Source organism: Desulfoluna sp., from assembly GCF_030145185.1.
In the GTDB taxonomy this organism is placed as follows: Bacteria; Desulfobacterota; Desulfobacteria; order Desulfobacterales; family Desulfolunaceae; genus Desulfoluna.
Map to the genome: position 1 here is coordinate 1 of NZ_JAQYWB010000094.1, position 18290 is coordinate 18290.

Annotated in this window: 8 protein-coding genes; 4 read left to right on the plus strand and 4 right to left on the minus strand. The window is 56.9% G+C overall.

The features are described 5' to 3' along the window. Positions 1–9310 (minus strand): type I polyketide synthase (locus tag Q1Q75_RS20400; RefSeq protein WP_300674591.1); only part of this gene is annotated, 9310 nt, incomplete at its 3' end. A gap of 466 nt (positions 9311–9776) precedes the next feature. Between Q1Q75_RS20400 and Q1Q75_RS20405 the strand changes: the two genes are divergently transcribed. From Q1Q75_RS20405 to Q1Q75_RS20420, 4 genes are all read left to right on the plus strand, one after another. Continuing rightward, entirely contained in the window at positions 9777–11294 is a 1518-nt protein-coding gene (locus tag Q1Q75_RS20405; protein ID WP_300674594.1) for a sigma 54-interacting transcriptional regulator, read from the plus strand. Positions 11295–11619: 325 nt separating this feature from the next. Continuing rightward, positions 11620–12042 carry a nucleotidyltransferase substrate binding protein gene (locus Q1Q75_RS20410; RefSeq protein ID WP_300674597.1) on the plus strand — a complete coding sequence of 141 codons (423 nt, stop codon included), beginning with the start codon at positions 11620–11622 and terminating at the stop codon, positions 12040–12042. Beyond that, positions 12035–12343, plus strand: a complete 309-nt coding sequence (locus tag Q1Q75_RS20415; protein ID WP_300674600.1) for a nucleotidyltransferase family protein — start codon at positions 12035–12037, stop codon at positions 12341–12343. The genes Q1Q75_RS20410 and Q1Q75_RS20415 overlap by 8 nt, the downstream gene beginning before the upstream one ends. Before the next feature lie 465 nt (positions 12344–12808). Beyond that, positions 12809–13627: an EFR1 family ferrodoxin gene (locus tag Q1Q75_RS20420; RefSeq protein WP_300674603.1), complete on the plus strand. Its 819-nt coding sequence runs from the start codon at positions 12809–12811 to the stop codon at positions 13625–13627. Positions 13628–13912: 285 nt separating this feature from the next. Here Q1Q75_RS20420 and Q1Q75_RS20425 read toward each other — a convergent pair whose 3' ends face one another. The 3 genes from Q1Q75_RS20425 to Q1Q75_RS20435 all read right to left on the minus strand — a co-directional run bounded on the left by Q1Q75_RS20425 (position 13913) and on the right by Q1Q75_RS20435 (position 17879). Then, the gene (locus Q1Q75_RS20425) at positions 13913–16615 is read right to left on the minus strand and encodes a transporter substrate-binding domain-containing protein (RefSeq protein ID WP_300674606.1); all 2703 of its coding nucleotides are present in this window, start codon (positions 16613–16615) and stop codon (positions 13913–13915) included. Between the two features lie 442 nt (positions 16616–17057). After that, positions 17058–17366: a type II toxin-antitoxin system MqsA family antitoxin gene (locus tag Q1Q75_RS20430; RefSeq protein WP_300674608.1), complete on the minus strand. Its 309-nt coding sequence runs from the start codon at positions 17364–17366 to the stop codon at positions 17058–17060. Between the two features lie 45 nt (positions 17367–17411). Further along, the gene (locus tag Q1Q75_RS20435) at positions 17412–17879 is read right to left on the minus strand and encodes a UPF0158 family protein (protein WP_300674611.1); all 468 of its coding nucleotides are present in this window, start codon (positions 17877–17879) and stop codon (positions 17412–17414) included. Positions 17880–18290: the final 411 nt, after the last annotated feature.

The window sequence follows — 18290 nt, forward strand, 5'->3', positions numbered from 1 at the left end:
GGGCTGCGCCTTCGCCCTGGGCGGCAATGTAACCCGCGAGCTTGTCGAAAGTGTGTAAATCTCTCAGCTGGAGAGCTCCGGGAACGTCGAGTCCGAAGTGCGCGGAGACTTTTCCGAAGACTTCCACCTGCTTGACGGTGTCGATGCCGAGGTCGGCCTCCAGGTCGAGGTTTTCGTCGAGCATGTCCACGGTGTAGCCGGTCTCTTCGGCGATGATCTCCTGGACGGTGGCGATGGCTGAAGGGGCCGCGTCAGCAGCCGGTGTCTCGCTTGCGGCGGGGGCTGCGCCTTCGCCCTGGGCGGCAATGTAACCCGCGAGCTTGGCGATGGTGTTTAAATCTCTCAGCTGAAGATCTTCGGGAACGTCGAGTCCGAAGTGCGCGGAGACCTTACCGAAGACTTCCACCTGTTTCACGGTGTCGATGCCGAGGTCGGCCTCTAAGTCCAGATCGGCTTCGAGCATGTCCACGGTGTAGCCGGTCTCTTCGGCGATGATCTCCTGGACGGTGGCGATGGCTGAAGGGGCGGGGTCGGCAGCCGGTGCCTCGCTTGCCGTAGGCGCTGCGCCCCCGCTCTGGGCGGCAATGTACCCGGCGAGCTTGGCGATGGTGTTTAAATCTCTCAGCTGAAGGTCTTCGGGGACGTCGAGTCCGAAGTGCGCGGAGACCTTACCGAAGACTTCCACCTGTTTCACGGTGTCGATGCCGAGGTCGGCCTCGAGGTCCAGATCGGCTTCGAGCATGTCCACGGTGTAGCCGGTCTCCTCAGCGATGATCTCCTGGACGGTGGCGATCGCTGACGGGGCGGCGTCAGCAGCCGGTGCCGCGCTTGCTGCCGGGGCAGCGCCTTCGCTCTGGGCGGCAATGTATCCGGCGAGCTTGGCGATGGTGTTCAAATCTCTTAACTGAAGATCTTCTGGAACGTCGAGCCCGAAGTGCGCGGAGACTTTTCCGAAGACCTCCACCTGTTTCACGGTGTCGATGCCGAGGTCGGCCTCTAAGTCCAGATCGGCTTCGAGCATGTCCACGGTGTAGCCGGTCTCCTCAGCAATGATCTCCTGAACGGTGGCGATGGCTGACGGGGTGGCACCCGCAGCCGGTGCCGCACTTGCTGCAGGGGCAGCGCCTCCGCTCTGGGCGGCAATGTACCCGGCGAGCTTGGCGATGGTGTTCAAGTCTCTGAGCTGAAGATCCTCGGGGACGTCGAGTCCGAAGTGCGCAGAGACCTTGCCAAAGACTTCCACCTGTTTCACGGTGTCGATGCCGAGGTCGGCCTCAAGATCGAGGTCGGCTTCGAGCATGTCCACGGTGTATCCGGTCTCTTCGGCGATGATCGTTTGAACCGCAGCCACGGCAGATCCGGTGGCCGCAGCAGGGGCAGGTTCGCTGACCTGGGCGGCCGTCTGTGCGGCCGGCTCAGGGGTGGGCTTTTTCTCAGGCGCTGCCTGGGCACTGGTGTGGCTCGGGGCTTCGATGGTTTTACGGCCCTTGGGCTGGGTGTCGGACTGAACCCTTAAGGTGTGGTCCACGACTTCCAGGATGGGGTACTCCTCACCGGAGATGCGCTTGAGCCAGTTGAAGTAGTCGGCGTTGTTTTCGCGGCTTCTCTCCTCGGAGTGCTTAATAAAAAGGAAGGCGAAGTGAGACCCGAAACCGGCGGCAAAGTGGATGCCGTAGTTCAGCTCCCTTTTTTCCCCGCGGGAGAAGGTGAGGTCGGAAAACTCTTCGGCCAGATCCGTGAGGTTGGCGATGGGGGGTGCCTGGTTTTTGGCCAGGGCCTTGACCATCACAGCGTCTTCGATGGCCGCACCCAGGGTGTGGCCGGTGAAGCCTTTGGTGTTGGCGATGGTCACCTTGGGGGCATCCTCGCCAAAGGCGCTTCGAAGGGCCTTGATCTCGGCGTCGGCGCTGCCGCCGCGGGCCGGGGTGTAAGTCTCGTGGGACATGAAGAGGGTTTTGTCCGCGTAGCGTTCTCTCTCAAGGCCGTGGCGTTTTTCCACGCGTTGGACAAACTTGCTCAGCTCCCGTGCCAGGTGGTCCTGATCGATACGGGTCGAGTGGAAGGCGCTGTTGCCGAGGTAGGAGCCCAGGATCTCGGCCTGGCCGCAGAGGCCCCTTTCGGTCAGGGTGTCTTTGCGTTCCACGATGAGAGAGACGGCACCGGCACCGAGAATGGTTCCGTTTCGGTTGGTGTCAAAGGGCTTGGCCGCTTCAGCGACGGTCTTTTTGACGCTGGCAGCTCCCATGGAGAGGAAGCTGGAGGCGATCCAGGGCACCTGGGCTTTGCTGGTGGCCGATTCGCCGCCGATGACGATGACACGCTCGCAGCGTCCGGCGCGGATCCAGTCCTCGGCTGTGGCGCAGGCCTGGGTGGTGGAGGCGCAGGCACCGGAGAGCAGAAGGTTGGGCCCTTTGGCCTTGATCATCTGGGCAAAGTGGGCGGAGCCCAGGGAGATGGCGTTGATGATCAGCTCGCGGTTGAACTGGTAGGGGGTCTCGGGCTGGTCCTTTTTAAGACCAAAGAACCAGTCGGTGAGGCGGCCTTTGAGCTCGTTGTCCTTCACCGTCTCCATGAGATAGTAGTAGATCTGCTCCATCTCTTTGAAGGGTTTTACGGAGAACTTGTCCCGGCAGTAGTTTTCCACCTCGGTGAGCAGGGTCTCCCAGCCTTGAAAGAGGGAGGTCATGATGACGCCGGTGGTCTCCTGCATCTCTTTGGGCAGGGCAAAGCCGTTGGTGATGGGCTTGCCGCTGGGGCCGGTGGTCCAGTTGCGCACCAGGGGGACCCCTGCGTCGCGCAGGGCGTTGATGCCAGCGGCGATCCCTAAGTTGATGCTGATGTCGTAGTTGTACTTGATGCCGAAGTCGCTGTGGTGGAAGTACCCCAGCTTACCGGCCAGCTGAATCACCTCTTCGGGGGAGGTGATGGCCATCATGCGGGCGTTGCCGTTGGGCGATTTGTGGATGCGCACGATGTTTTTATCGAGCATGAACCCGCGCTCTTCGTCGGACAGGGCCTCAATGCAGTTGTGGCCGGCGATGATCTTGTCGAAGTTGTCTTCGTCAAAGACCTTGCCGGAGGAGCCGGGCAGGCCGATGGAGACGCCGGCGATGGAGACGGGGCCGGTATAGAACCCGAAGGTCTCGATCTCATGCAGGCGCTTCTCGCGGCGTGATTTGAGGTACTCTTTTTCGATGAGGGATTTCAAGCTGTCCGAGTTGTCTTTCAGGAAGGCGTTGAAGTCGTCGTGATCGTCGGCAAAGGCCTCCTGGGCCTCTGATGTTTTAAAAGGTACGGGCACGGCCGCGGGGGTCGGGGTCTGAGCCACGGTCACCTCGGGAGCATGCGCGGAGGGCGCGTCGTTGTTTGCAGTCTCAGTCATAGTAGGTCTGATGGTCTCGATAAGTGCCGTAAGGGAGCTCGTCTCGCCCTTTCCTTTGTCCACGGAGAGGTGGGCGGTGAAGCCTTCGGGCAGAATGTATTTTAAAAGTCCGGTGAGGATTTTGCCGGTTCCCACCTCAAAGAAGGTGTGAACCCCGGCATCGTGGACCGTCGTAACGGATTTTATGAACTCCACCGGAGAGATAATCTGGTTGATAAGCAGGCGTTTTACCGCGGCCTCGTCGTCCGGGTAGGGCAGGCCGGTGACGTTTGAGATCACCTTGGAGAACCCCTGTCGGTTGAAAGCGATGCCTTCGATGAAACGGGCCAATTCGTCGGCGGCGCTTTTGAGGATGGGGGTGTGGAAGGCCCCGGTCAAAGGCAGCTTGCGGAACATGGCGCCCTTTTGGGTCAGGAAGGTGCAGAAACGGTCGATGGCCCCTTCGAGACCGGAGACGGCGGTCTGCTTGTTGCTGTTCTTGTTGGTGACGTAAATGTCACCGATGCCGGACTCATGGATGAGTTCGGCTGCCTCTTCGGCGTTTTTGAAGAGCACGAGAATTCGGCCGGGGGTGTTCAGGTCGGCCTTTTTCATCAGCTCGGAGCGCTTCATCACCAGCCGGAAGGCATCGTCAAAGGAGAGGATGCCGCTGGTGTAGAGGGCGGAGTATTCGCCCACGCTGTGTCCGATATGGTAGTCGGGGGTGAACCCGGCTTCTTTGAGCAGGTCAAACACCGCCGCCGTGGCCAGAAAGACCGCCGGCTGGGTGAAGTCGGTGGAGTGAATCCTTGGGTCCTCATCGGCGAACATGACCTCGAGAAGTGAGGCTCCCCGTTCCTTGCGGAAGAGGGCGTTGGCCTGATCGAAGAGGGCCTTCACATAAGCGTTGCTCTCGTAGATGGGCTGCATCATCTTCGGGTACTGGGATCCCTGGCCGCAGAGGAGGGCGCAGGTCTCTCCTGCATGCACCTCGCCGTGGGGCATGGACGCGGCGGTGACGTCGATCGCCGCTTCTTCGTTGAAGGAGGCGGTGGTGTCGGTCATCCAGAGGGGCAGGGTGCTGATCACGGCGTGGCCATGGTTGGCACCGAACCCGAAGAGGTTGACGCCGAGGCTCAGGCGGTGTCCTGCCGGGGCGTCGGCGAGATCCAGGCCGGGGACCAGGTTGAATCGATCCGCCACGATGGAGTTCTCGGAAGAGTGGCTGTGGTGGGGCAGCAATTTGCCGTGCTTGGCCATGAGGCCCAGCTTCACCATGGCGATGGCTGGGTTGGCGCCCTTGTAGTAGCCGAACTCCGGCTTGATGTTGCCGAGGCGCATCTTGTGGTGAAAGCTTCGGGAGGTGGCCTGCAGCTCCACCTGGTCGAGCATGAGCGAAGAGAAGCCGAAGAGGTCCACGTGGGCCACGTCCTCTTTGATCACGTCGGTGCGGTCGTAGCGACGCTCCGTTACCTCGCGGAACAGGGCCTCGGAAGGCGCGTAGAGGTTCCGTGCGGGGTTGGAACGGAACCCGATCTCCGACAGCTCGGCAAAGACGGGCATGTCGAGCTCTTTGGCTTTTTTATAGGTGGTGAGCACCAGGGCCGCGGCCCCTTCGCCCAGGTGGATCCCCTTGGCCCGCTTGTCACAGATGAAGGTCTCGGCGTCGGTCAAGACCCCCAGACGTTTGAAGACCATCATGATGGCGGGGTAGAAGCTTGCGTCTACACCACCGGCGACCACCATGTCGTAGTCTCCGGCGCGAAGGCCCTTGACGGAGAGGTCGGCGGCAATGCCGGAGGAGGCACAGGCGGCGTCCACCACAAAGTTGGCGCCGTTGGCCCCAAAGAAGTTGGCGATGCGGCCGGTGATGATGTTGGTGAGAAGGCCCGGGGTGGTGTCCTCATTGTTCTCCATGAATCGTTCACGGATGCTTGCAAGGAGGGCCTCACCCGCCTTGGCTGATTTGATCGGATCCACGCCGGGGGTTTCGGCAATAAAGCGTGCGACCATGGGGGCGCGGGTTCGCACGATGTTCTCCACGTGCTTCTCACCGCTGATGCTGCCCATGATGACGGCGGTCTTATTGCCTTTTCCGAACATCTTATCACGATTTCCGCCGCAGGCTTCATCGATGGCCTGGGTGGCGGCATCCAGGGCAAAGAACTGGGCCCTGTCGATGGACTTCGCCGTCTTGGGCGGGATGCGGTACTTTAAATTATTGAAGCTGTAGTTGGGGATCACCCCGGCCTTGACGCGGGGCAGACTGAAATCGGCCTCTTCATTGACGAAGTAGTCGAGGTGAAGGCGATCTTCCGGCATCTCGCTGAGCATCTTTTTGCCATCCACCAGGGTCTCCCAGAAGGCGTCCGTGGAGAGGCCGCCGGGAAGAACGGTGCCCATGCCGCTGATGACGATGCGGTCGTCGTTGAAGTCCCAGGTGGTGTCGGGAAAGATCGTTCGCGCGGGGGCTTTGTAGGAGGCGGTGAGCTCTTCGACCACCGCGTGGTAGTTGATCCCCCCGAACCCGTAAGCGGAAACGGCCGCACGCTTGGGTTTGCCATTTTCTGTCACCCAGGGCTTGGCGTCTTTGATGATGTAGAGCTTGGAGTTTTCCAGCTCATGCTTGGGGGATGCCTTTTCAAACTGCCCGTTGGGCGGCAGGATGGCGTGTTTCATGGCCAGCAGCACCTTGATGAGCCCTGCGGCTCCGGCACCGCCCAGGAGGTGACCGATCTGGGACTTGACGGAGCTGACACCCTTGGGTCGCCCTTGATCGTAGACCCGTTTCAGGGTTTTGATCTCGGTGATGTCGCCCAGGATGGTGGAGGTGCCGTGGGCTTCGATAAAGTCGATGTCATCAAAGGTCAGACCCCGGGTCTGCTCGAAGCATCGGTGAAGGGCGTACTCCTGACCGTCGGGGTTGGGGGCGGCGATGGCCTTGCCCTTGCCGTCGGAGCTTGACCCCACCCCTTTGACGATCCCCAGGATGGTGTCCCCGTCACGCAGGGCGTCCTTGGCACGTTTCAGCACCACCACGCCGGCCCCTTCTCCCAGGACAAAGCCGTCGGAGCGTGCGTCAAAGGGGTAGGATCCTTTGGCGGAGAGAGCGCCCATCTTGGCAAATCCGATGAAGGTTTCGGGGTTGATGCTGGTGTTAAGTCCCCCTGAGATCACCACGTCGTGGCTGCCGGAGAGGAGCTCTTTAATACCGGAGTCCAGGGCGGCGAAGCTGGTGGCACAGGCGGCGTCCACCACGTAGTTGGCGCCCCGGGCGCCGATGGCGGCGGCCACGCGGGAGGCTTCGATGTTCAAGGTGGCGCAGTCCGGAGATTCGTTGTGGTAGTCGCCGGCCATGCGATCCTTGAGGTGGGTCAGGACTTTTGCCTTTTCATCTTCGGAGAGGGCTTTAAAGGCCTCGCTCTGTTCCAGGTGCCAGCGGAGCTCGGGGTAGTAGTACTTCAGGTTCAGGTGGTGGCTGGTTTCGTTGCCGAGGCAGCTGCCCATGATCACCGCGGTACTGGCCAGGGGAAGCCCTTTGCCCTGGGGGTAACCGGCCTTTTCAAGGGCCTCGAAGGTGGCGACCAGGGCCATCTGCTGGCTTCGGGAGATCTGGTGCCCTGTTTCGGGGTCCTGGCCGTAGGCCGTGGGGTCAAAGGCGAAGTCGTCCACGGTGGCGGCTATCTTGGAGTAGGTGCTGTCCATCGCCTTGCGGTTTTCGCTGTAGAAAGGCGAGAGGTCCACCCGCGCGGGGTCCACCTCTTTGATGGAGTAGTGCTTGGCTTCGATGCTCTTCCAGAAGGCGTCGGTGTTAAGGGCGTCCGGGTAGACACAGCCCATGCCGATGATGGCGATCTCGTCGTTCATCATTCCGGTCTTGGAGGTCATCACCTCCAGCTCGTTCAAATTGGCGATGAGGCCGTCTTTGCTTTGGATCTGGTCGTCATGGACCTTTTTCACCGAGGTGGTCTCCGAGAAAAAGGCCAGGCTGTTGCCCACGGAGTAGTTGCCTTGATTATAGGCTTCGGTGTCTGTGTACCGGATGAGAGAGAGGGGCTCTCCCTTTTTGAGTTTCTCAAAATCGGGAGAGAAGCCTTTGGCGGCGATGAGCAGAGAACCGATGTTGTCCTTTTCAAAGGCCCGTTTTCGATCGCCTAAGGGCACTTTTTTCAGGATGCGCTGGTGTTCGTTGACCACCATCTCCATGGAGAAGGGGGTCTTGATGGTGCGGCAGGCAAGGCCCACGGTGGTGCCGATGCGCAGGGTGGCGACCTCTTCTCTGACCACGTCCTGATATTTCTTCTTCAGGGCGCCGGTGGTCACGATCTCGTCGGTAAAGAGGTAGGGGGTGCCAAGCTGGATCCCTACTTTGACCCCTTTGCTGGCCAGGACCGCCGTCATGGCAGAGACAAACCAGGAACCGGTCTTCGTGGAGAGACCGCCCGCAAAAATGGCGGTCTGATCGGCCAGTTTGGCGTCGTCCTGCTCCAGCAGGTGGGTGATGCCCATCTCCCAGAGAACGAGGCTGCTTAAGCGTCCCACGTGGCCGCCCGCTTCGGTGCCCTCGAAGATGAACCGCTTGCAGCCGGAGGCGATGGCGTTTTTGAGCATCCCGGAAGCCGGGGTGTGCAGAAAGGTTTTTGTGCCTGCCGCTTCCAGCTCAATGGCCTGGGCGGGGATGCCACCGGCAAAGAGGGCAAAGGGGACCTTGTATTTTTTTACGGTCTCGATGTGCCCTGCCACGGAGTGGTTTAAGGCCTCGATGCCGATAAGACCTGCACCGAAACGAGGGACCGTGCGGGAGCCCTCATCGATGATCTTCTCCGCCAGATCGGCAGGGAGGCTGCCCATGGCAAAGTAGGGGAGTCCGCCTTCGCGGAACACGGTCTCTGCAAAATCGGCGTTGTCGCTGATATTGGCCATGGGGCCCTGCATGATGGGATAGCGGGTGCCGAGCTCCTGGGCGAGGGGGGAGTTCTCTTGGAGCGGATCGTGGGCGTCCACCAGGGCCGTCAGTTCCCCTATGCGGGTGAAGAAACGGTCGATGACCGAGACCACGTCGGTGCTTTTGGAGACAAAACGCTTGGCGAAGACCCCATCCTGGCCCAGGAAAAAGAGGCTCTGGACCGGATTGGCCCCTTCGGTGTTGATGGGGGTGAAGCGTTTTTTGATCTCGCGGCGCAGGACCTCGGCCTCGTCGGCCTGGCCCAGCAGGGCGGCTTCCATCTCGCCGAGCTCTTTGACCACCTTGGTGGCGAGCTTGCAGAAGAAGCGGAAACGAAAGGGCAGGGTGCGGCCGATGGAGATGGAGTCGAACTCTTCCACTTTTTTGAGCTGCTCGCGGAAGGCCTGAGCCACCGGGGCTTCATCGGTGAGGTAGAGCTGGGAATCTAAGACGACGCCTGAGGCGCCTGCGCCGAAAAGACCTGCGGCGGTGTGGAAACCGACACCCCCGTGGACAAAAACCGGAAAATCGCTCTTTTCCAGGTACCACTGAAGCAGGATAAAAGAGGTGTAGCGGGAGATGCATCCGCCAGCTTCTGCGCCGCGGACCACCACGGCATCCGGGATGCCGTCGGCCAGGGGAAAGGAGGTGCCCAGGTTGACCGCTTCTACCACGATCTTGCAGGCAAGGCGCTTTTTGGAGATCGCCGCAAAATGCTCGGAGGCCGCAGCGGCCACCACCACCAGGTCGAGGGTGGGGATGTGGCTGGTTTCGAGGAGGTGAATCAGCCCGCCCATGGAGGTGCGGAGCCTGACGCCAAAGGGGAACCCTTCTTTTGAGAGGGTTTTTACGCCTTCAATGGCGGTTTTTTCGTCCATCATTTCGGTGTCGAACACAGGGAGTACGCCGGCCCGGGAGAGCGCGCGAAAGTAGCCGATGTCGAAAGCGCCTGTGGGGTTGTAAGCCAGTGCCGGCAGTCTGGATCCTAAGACTCGTTTGATCATTCAAAGACTCCTGAGTATCTCCTGAACCAAAGGACATTTTGTCGTGTTGGCTTCAGGGTTATGTCATCTTCTGCATCAAAGATGGCTTCGTAAAATGTGGCCGTCACACTCACCCCGTCCTGTGATCGTGTCGTGCAGGGTGATGCTGTTCCAACAGGGCTTCGGCCTGCTTTTGCGAAGTCATCATGTTAACATGCTGTAAGTATTGAACTCTTCATCGAGCGCATGGCGTGGGCATTTCATGTTTGCCCGGATGCAGAAAAAAATGAATAGCATTCATAAATTTCGAGTCCAGAATGAATGCAAAACCCGTGCCATAGATTATTTATTGGCGTAAGCTCTCGTTTTGCCGGGCATTGGTGTGTATGCTTGCCGGGTACCTTGAGAGGGTGATATGGTAAAAAGTCGACACCCCGTGCACTCGGTGTGCATGAAAGGAACAAATGGGGAAAGGAAAATACCAGTGATGCTCAAACGAAGTACGCGAGAGGGAGAACTTACCCCCGAGGAACGTGAATTTTATACCCTGGTGGGCCGGGCGTCCCGGGTGAATCCCTTTGGGGGAGAACGGATCGATCTGGACCGAAAAATTGCTGGCGTGCCGGAGTCCACCTCTCCGTCACGGGCTGTAGAGGCGGCGGTGAAGCGGGTGGAGGCGGAGGCGGTCCGCATGGAAAAAGAGGGCCGCTTAGAGCTGCGTCTGTATAAAGGAGAGGATCACAAGCTCGTCTCCGGGGTGATCACCTTCGTCTTTTTTTATCGCTATCGAAAAGAATTTGATCGCCTGATCAAGGCCCAGTCCCGTGCCGGAGAGCACCAGATCCGGGCCAGCTTTTTAAAAGAAGCCATCAGCGGACTGGAGACAGCGGGCCTGGAACGGGAAGAGGCGATCCGCACGGTGGAGGGGTGCTACCAGCTCCGTCGTGCCTATCATTTTATTCACTTCTCCCTCGTGGGCCCCAGCGCCTCTATGATCGCCTTGCGCTACCGACTCTGGAACAACGTCTTTACCCATGACATGGAGCTTTACAGCGACATTCTCTGGAATCGCATGGAGGATTTTTCTACCCTCATTCTGGGGGAGACCGGCACGGGAAAGGGATCGGCTGCCGCCGCCATCGGCCGCTCCGCCTATACCCCCTACGACCGGAAACGAGGGTGTTTTAAGGAGAGTTTCACCCGCTCTTTTCTCTCCATTAACCTCTCCCGGTTCCCCGAGGCCCTCATTGAAAGTGAGCTCTTCGGCCACCGCAAAGGCTCTTTTACCGGCGCCATCGACGACTATCAGGGGGTTTTTTCCCGGTGCAGCCCCTGGGGGGCTATCTTCCTGGATGAAATCGGAGAGGTCTCGACCCAGGTGCAGATTAAACTCCTGCAGGTGCTTCAGGAGCGCGTCTTCTCCCCTGTGGGGAGCCACAATGAGGTCCGGTTTAAAGGCCGGGTCATTGCCGCCACCAACAAGCCCGTGGAGCAGCTGCGCACCGAAGGCAAATTCCGGGATGATTTCTATTACCGCCTCTGCTCCGATGTCATCACCGTTCCCCCCTTGCGCCAGCGCATTGAAGAGGACAAACGGGAGCTGGTGGCCCTGGTTGAACTGCTTGTGGCCCGCCTGGTGGGGAAACGCTCCGATAAACTCACCGACATGGTCCTGGATGTCATCGAAACCGATCTCCCCAAAGGGTATCCCTGGCCCGGCAACGTCCGGGAACTCGAACAGTGCGTCCGACGGGTTTTTCTTAACCGCAGCTATTACGGCGATGAGGTCCAGACCACCCGCCATACCGGCCAGATCCCCGAAGGCTTTGGCGACCTGGCCCGAGGCGAACTCTCCGCCCATGAACTCGTCACCGCCTACTGCCACATGCTCTACCAGAAATATGGGAAATTCGAAGAGGTGGCCAGACGGACAAACCTCGATCGCCGCACCGTGAAAAAGTACGTGGTGGAGTGGCAGGAGAGGGTGGATGGGGAGGAAGAATAAGACAGGCAATAGGCTATGGGCAAAAGGCAATAGGGGATAGGCAGGAGGCAGAAGGCGAAAGGCAGAAGGCGAAAGGCGAAAGGCAGAAGGCGAAAGGCAGAAGGCAGAAGGCAGAAGGCGAAAGGCGAAAGGCAGAAGGCAGAAGGCAGAAGGCAGAAGGCGATAAGGAAGGGCCTCTGGGGGTTGCTTTTCATGCGTTGAATAGTGACCAAAAGATGAACCATGATATCCAGCGGATCTCGGCGCCTGTGGCCGGAGCATGAGTGAGATGTTCCGTAAATCATGACAGAAAATTATCTTTTTACCTCAAGACGGGAGTCCCCTTGTGTCCCTCGAATTAAGCAGCTTGAAAAAAGCGATCATGTCGCTGGAAGCTTTGGTGGCCCGGACCCTGGATCCCGAGTTGATGGGTTCGTTGGATGAGGTGACGCGCTACGGCCTTCGGGCGGGCGTCATTCAGAACTTTGGCTTTACCTATAAGCTTTGCTGGAAGAGCCTCAAGCGGTGGCTGGAGGAGAATATCGGGTCGACGTATGTGGATGGGGTGACTCGCCGGGAACTCTTCAGATATGGCGCTGAAAATCGGCTGATTGATGATGTGGATCTCTGGATGGATTTTCACCGATCCCGTAATATGACCTCGCATACCTATGATGTGTCTGTCGCTGACGATGTGTTTGAGGCGGCATCCCGGTTTTCCAAAGAGGCTGTCAGGCTGCTTGCCGCCCTTGAGGCCAGAAATGATTGATCTTCAGGAAAAGCATCGGTCAGAGATTTTGAGTATCCTTTTGTCTCATGTTCCAGAATGTGATGTCCGTGCTTACGGCTCTCGCGTTAAAGGAACCACCAAGCCGTGGTCGGATCTGGACCTAGTGGTTGTGGGCTCCGAGAGGCTGGGATCACGAAGGCTCTTTCGGCTTCAAGAAGCTTTTGAAGACTCCAGCCTCCCCTTTCGCGTGGAAATTCTTGACTGGTATGCTATTTCAGAAGAATTTCAGAATATTATTTCGGCTCGATATGAAGTGATCAAGCCAGCCAGAGAGAGATAGCTCAGCGTGGTCTGTTTGGGGCCGTGCCTGAGCCCGTTGATCTTGCCCCGAGACTCTCAGAGTAAGGAGAACCGTCTTTTTTTGGCGTTTCATACCATTTTTTAGGCTTGTGCAGACCATAAAGCGCCTCCGGCAGACTGCCTGAGGCGCTTTTGTTTTTTCTATGAGGGTGGTAGTGGTTAATAGTCGTCGATGGGTCGTGTAAGTATGAAGAACGCCGAGAATAAGGTCCTCTCGGTTTTTGGATGCTGCAACAAAAGCGTCCTTTTGGCGACACGAAGGCTGGAGGTGGCCTCGGACATTCCAACACGGTGCACAGGCGCACCCTGCCGCTGTCCCGGAAGGCCATACGAAATCAATCTGGGGTTCAGGGGTGGTGAAGCCGCTTGGGGGCAACCCCCCTGGATGCTGGACACGGCGGGCGGGTTGCATTTTATTGTAAAGTGAAAGAAAAACGGGGGGACGATGAGTCGAAAAATTCATGCCATGTACTTCAGCGCCACCGGAACAACGGAAAACGTGGTGTGTGGGCTGGCATCAGCATTGGCCGGGACGGCAACGGATGACAAAGCCGTCCATCACATTGATTTTACCTTGCCGGAGGGGCGAAAGACAGCGGTCTCGTTTTCAGAGAACGACCTGGTCGTCTTCGGGGTGCCGGTCTATGCAGGGCGGGTCCCCAATGTCCTGCTGACGTATATCAACACGCTTAAAGGGCAAGGGGCCTGGGCCGTGCCCGTGGTGCTCTTCGGAAACAGGCACTACGACGACGCCTTGATTGAGTTGAAGGATCTTCTCATCGCCGCCGGGTTTCAGGTGGTCGCCGGCGGGGCCTTTGTGGGCGAACACTCCTTTTCCAGGACCCTCGGCCAAAACAGGCCCGATGAAAGCGACATGGCCCTCGTCCGGACGTTTGCCGATAAGATCGCGACCAAGCTGACCGGGGACGCACCGACGGCCCCTGTCACGGTCAGGGGAAATAAGCCATACATGCCTTATTACAGGCCGAAAAACAAAGACGGGGTGCCCGTCGATATCCGGAAAGTGTCCCCGAAAACAAACAGCGATTGCACCGACTGCAAGCTGTGCGCATCGGTCTGTCCCATGGGTTCCATAGATGTGGAGGATGTCTCCAGAGTCACTGGCATCTGTATCAAGTGCGGCGCCTGCGTTAAAATCTGCCCCGTCCAGGCGAAGTACTACGATGATGAACATTATCTGCGGCACAAGCACGAGCTGGAGGTTGATTTTTCAGAGCGGAAAGAGCCGGAATTTTTTGTTTGAGGGGTGTGAAAAAGCTGCCTCCGGCGGCAAGGTGTGCCACCTTGAAAGCTGGTTTGCGAATGCGCATCGGGAGGCGTATCTTGAGGCTGAAATGCGGACGCATTCGCTCGGAGAGTGACGGTCGGCAACGTGCGTTTCACGTGCGTGAACTGACGGTTTTTCACTGGCGACCCATGGGTTGACATTAACCGGAATAACTCCGGCGGCGAGGGTGGCGAAGCCACTGTAACGAAAACACCGTGAAAGCGGGTTTGCGTCTGCGTTCGCTCGGCCGGAGGTGGCGGCTCAGGATGGATCGTCTTTGTTCTCGTCCAGCGCGGATCGAATGGCTTTTGCCATGCCCATTTTGGAGAAGGGTTTCTGGATAAAATGTACGCCTGTGTCAAGGACGCCATGGTGTGCAATGACATCGGCGGTATATCCCGACATATACAGCACTGAGATGGCGGGATAAAGGGGACGCAGTTTTGTCGCCAGCTCGTGCCCGTTCATAACGGGCATAATGACATCGGTGATCAGCAGGTCGATGTTATGGGTGTATGTTTTTGCCTGTTCCAGGGCGAGATTTGGCTTGGCTGCCGTTAAAACCTGATACCCCAAGATCTCAAGTGTTTTTTGGGCCAGTTTCAAGATGGCGAGGTCATCCTCCACCAGCAGGATCGTTTCTCCGTGGGCGGATGGAATATGGTCCGATGCCTCAGATTGATGGGGCGCGGGTGTTTCGGTGTGCCGCCGCAGGAAAATTCTGATGGTGGTCCCTCTGTTGGGTTCGCTGTAGACAGAAACCAGCCCCTTGTTTTGTTTGACGATGCCGTAAACCGTCGCCAACCCCAAGCCGGTGCCCTCATCCACCTCTTTCGTGGTAAAGAAGGGGTCGAAAATATTGTCCAGGACCTCTTTTTCCATACCGCAGCCGGTGTCACTGACAACCAGCACAACATAATCTCCGGGGACAAACCCGGCGTGGGCCTGGCAATAGAGTTCATCAAGGGTTGTGGTTCCCGTTTCAAGGGTAATGGTGCCGGTGTCCTTAATGGCGTCACGGGCGTTCACACAAAGATTCGCCAGGATTTGATCGATTTGAGAGGGGTCCATTTTGAGGGCCCAGAGCGGTTCAGACGGTCGCCAGAGGAGTTCAATGTCTTCTCCGATCAGTCGGCGCAGCATTTTAAGCATGCCTTCAATGCTGTGATTTAAATCGATGGATATGGGGGCGATGGCCTGTTTTCTCGCGAAGGCAAGCAGCTGGCGGGTAATCTCCGTGGCATGTTTTGCCGCTTTGATCACTTCCGTGAGGTGGTCGTGCAGAGGTCCTGAAGGGGGTCCATGGTCCATGGCCAGTTCGGTAAAGCCGATGATGACGCTTAAGGCATTGTTGTAGTCATGGGCGACACCGCCTGCCAGGCGTCCCACGGATTCCATCTTCTGTGCGTGAAGCAGTTGATTTTTTAATTTTTCCCGTTCCGCCTCTCCCCGCTTTCTTTCGGTGATATTGGGTGTCGCGAGAAGGCCCCGTACCGTGTTTTCCTGTTCGTAATCAATTTTCAGGCGCAGAAGAATCTGCAGGATGTCTCCGTTAAGGGTTTTTACCTCTGCTTCTGATTCATATTCGGTTTTTCCTTCTGCCAAGGCGAGCACCTCTTCTTTAAAAACCTCCAGAGATTTTTTCGTGAAGATTCTATCCAGATTCCCGAGGAGTTCCTCTTTTTCATTGGCCTGATGCAGGTCGAGAGTCGCCTGGTTCACATTCATGATTTTTATCTTCTGTGCACATGCCAGCAGCTCGGAAGGGGACTCTGAAAAATGGGTCCTTAAATCGGTATGAATTTCGTTTTTGATTTTTTCCAGGTGTCTATGGATTTCGCTGAAGTCTTCCTCCCAGAGAGGCACCGGTGAATTTTCAAACAGAGACAGGTAGCGTTTGTTGCTGACCCTCAGGTTGTCTTCCGCGCGCTGGCGTTCGGTGATCTCTTTTTTGAGCTGGGTGTTGGTCTGCGTTAGATCATGGGTGTGTGTCTTGACCTGATGGTTTAAAAGTCGCATCCAGACGAAGAGGACCATGACAAGAAAACATCCGCCCCCAAGAAGATAAAAAACCCATGGGGGCATCATGGTTTTTGTGGCTTCTGTTTTGCCGTACCACGCTTTAAGGGTCGTATAATAAAAAGAGCCCTTGTCCTGTTTCCAGGTCTTCAGGTGTTTATCAAGAATCGTTAAGAGGTGATCGTCGGTTCCGGCAGGCACAGCAAACAGCAGGCTGAAGGGGTTGAACAGGATGGGGCTTGATGTCAGCCCGTAGGTCTCTTCAAGGGCTTTCCCCGAGACATTGTTCACGACCCCCGCATCGACCTGGCCTGAGGCGAGAGACTGAAAAATCTCGGCGTAGGTGTTAAACGGAATAATGTCACAACGGACATTGAAAGTGCCGATGAGTTTTTTAAAGTTGATTCCATTGATCCCGCCTTTCAGAATGGCAACCCGTAAGCCCTGCATATCCAGGATGGTTTGGATAGAGAGGTCTTTTCTGGTATAAACCTGCCCCCACATCATGAGCACATTTTCCCGGGAAAAGTGCAGATAAGCCTTTCTTTCTTGTGTGGATGTGATGCTGGTCATGAGGTCGATGCGACCGGATCGAAGGTTCTCCAGGCAATTGTTCCAGGTATCGGGCACGTAGATCAGCGTCCAGTTCTCTTTTTTTGCGATCTCTTCCAGAAGATCGATGTAGATACCGCGTGCGGTCCCCTGGTCATCTTGAAAGACCAGGGGATAGTTCTGGAAAATACCCACACGCAGTGAGCGGCCTGCCTCTGCATCGGCCATGAGAAAAAGCGATGCCGCCAAGAACAAGGGCTCCCACCGGGAGTGACGCCGGACAGCTCGCCAGGCATCTCCCCATCCCTTCCGGCAGGCGATTTGAAGCCTTTGCCAGCGAGACATCTCTTTCTTTATTTTAATGCTGAGGGGCTCATCATGCTGAAACCACATGTTGATAGTCTCCATGCGATATATTTCGGACAGACATAAGGAACGGGCGTGAAACGCTTCGGGTTGACGGCGTGATTGAGCCGTGACGGACGAGATGAATACCCAGGCATGTTGAATGCCGGAAATGAGGCGATATCCCAGGAGGGATGGACCTGCTTGTGGTTGAAACGATCAGGGAGGGCCATCCGCCAGGAAAGTATGTTGAAATACATTAAAAATGGGCGTGCTGTTGATTATACATGATGTCAAAAAGAAGCTCAAGAAAGGGAAACATGGAGCCTGTGACGACCGCTTGCAAGGGTCTCCCTGAATAATATTTATAACCTGTTTGTTAAACCCATCTTTCTATAATCAGGCAAAAGTTTAGCCCCCGGCAGGGCCGCCGGAGGCACAAACTGAATAGTTACAAAGCCAGTTCCTTTGATGCGTTGCAGGATGGGTGTTAAAATGATGTATTGCCAATATCCTGCAGCGCTTCTTCCACGAGTTCCGGGTGCTTTGAAACAATTTTTAGAAGAGCCTGGGCAGGTCCGTTGGGGGTTCTCTGGCCCTGCTCCCAGTTTCGAAGGGTTTTTACGCTGACCCCAAGCATATGGGAGAATTCCAGTTGGGTCTTTCCGGTTTTCAGCCGAATTTTGTGTATTTCCAAGGGTGGAAACGTGAATCGACGGCTGGGCTTTTTTTGCCCGCGGACCATGGCCGCCCCTTCTTCCATGCTTTTGACAAGTTCATCAAAATGTTTGTTTTCCATGATCGTTTCCTCATGAAATATCCGGGCTAATGGCTGTGAGGAGAGTCATGCGGTGTACGCAATGCCATTGTCCTCACACCAGGCCGTGGCCATCTCTTTGTGGACGTCACCTAAATAACGATGCCAGTCGTCTTCGATGCCGTAGCGGAGGAGGCTGTCGCGAAATCTCCTGAAGGCGCCTTTCCCCTGAATACATTGATTCATGGCCTCTCGAACGCTCTCCTGCGTAAGAGAGCTGCAGAACCTTTCCATGATTTCGTATTCGGGGACCTCAAATTTTGTGGGCAGGGCGATGTGGTCCTCTTGTGTGTCCAGAAAGGCTCGGACGCCTTCAAGGGCCTCTTTTTCCCAATCCGGGCAGCTTGAGGTGTCCGCGCCGTCTTCCACCTTGCAGATGTGATCGGCGTTCACCATGACAAGTTCCCCGGTTTTTATGTTGAGATACGATTCAAATTCTTCGGATTGAATTTCCAGTTGTTCGATGATTTCGCTGAGCTTGACGGGAAATGGCATGGGGCTCCTTTTGATGTTCATGGCATTTTGGGGATGGTAAAAAATGTTTGAGGCACGGGATGTCTGCGGCGCCACGACACCCTCCTGGGCGCGCCGTGCTCCGTCGCGGCTTTTTTTGTCGGGGGCTTGCCCCGGCCAGTTCAACGTCACACAAACCACCGGCCCTGCCGCATGGGTGTGTGGCGATTGGGTGGCAAGAGCTGAATCATTACAAAAAAGGACGGAAACGATTTTTTTGAACGTCTGCTTTTTATCCCTTCGCTTTAGCCCGGATATTTCACGAGTTGGGTGCGCTCATATGCAAGGCATCAGAGCTGCAGATGTAGCGGTTTACCTCAAAGCTCTGATAACGCGGCAGATGAGTGCACCCGGCTCGCCCGAAGGGTGAGAAAATCAAACAGAATACCGTTG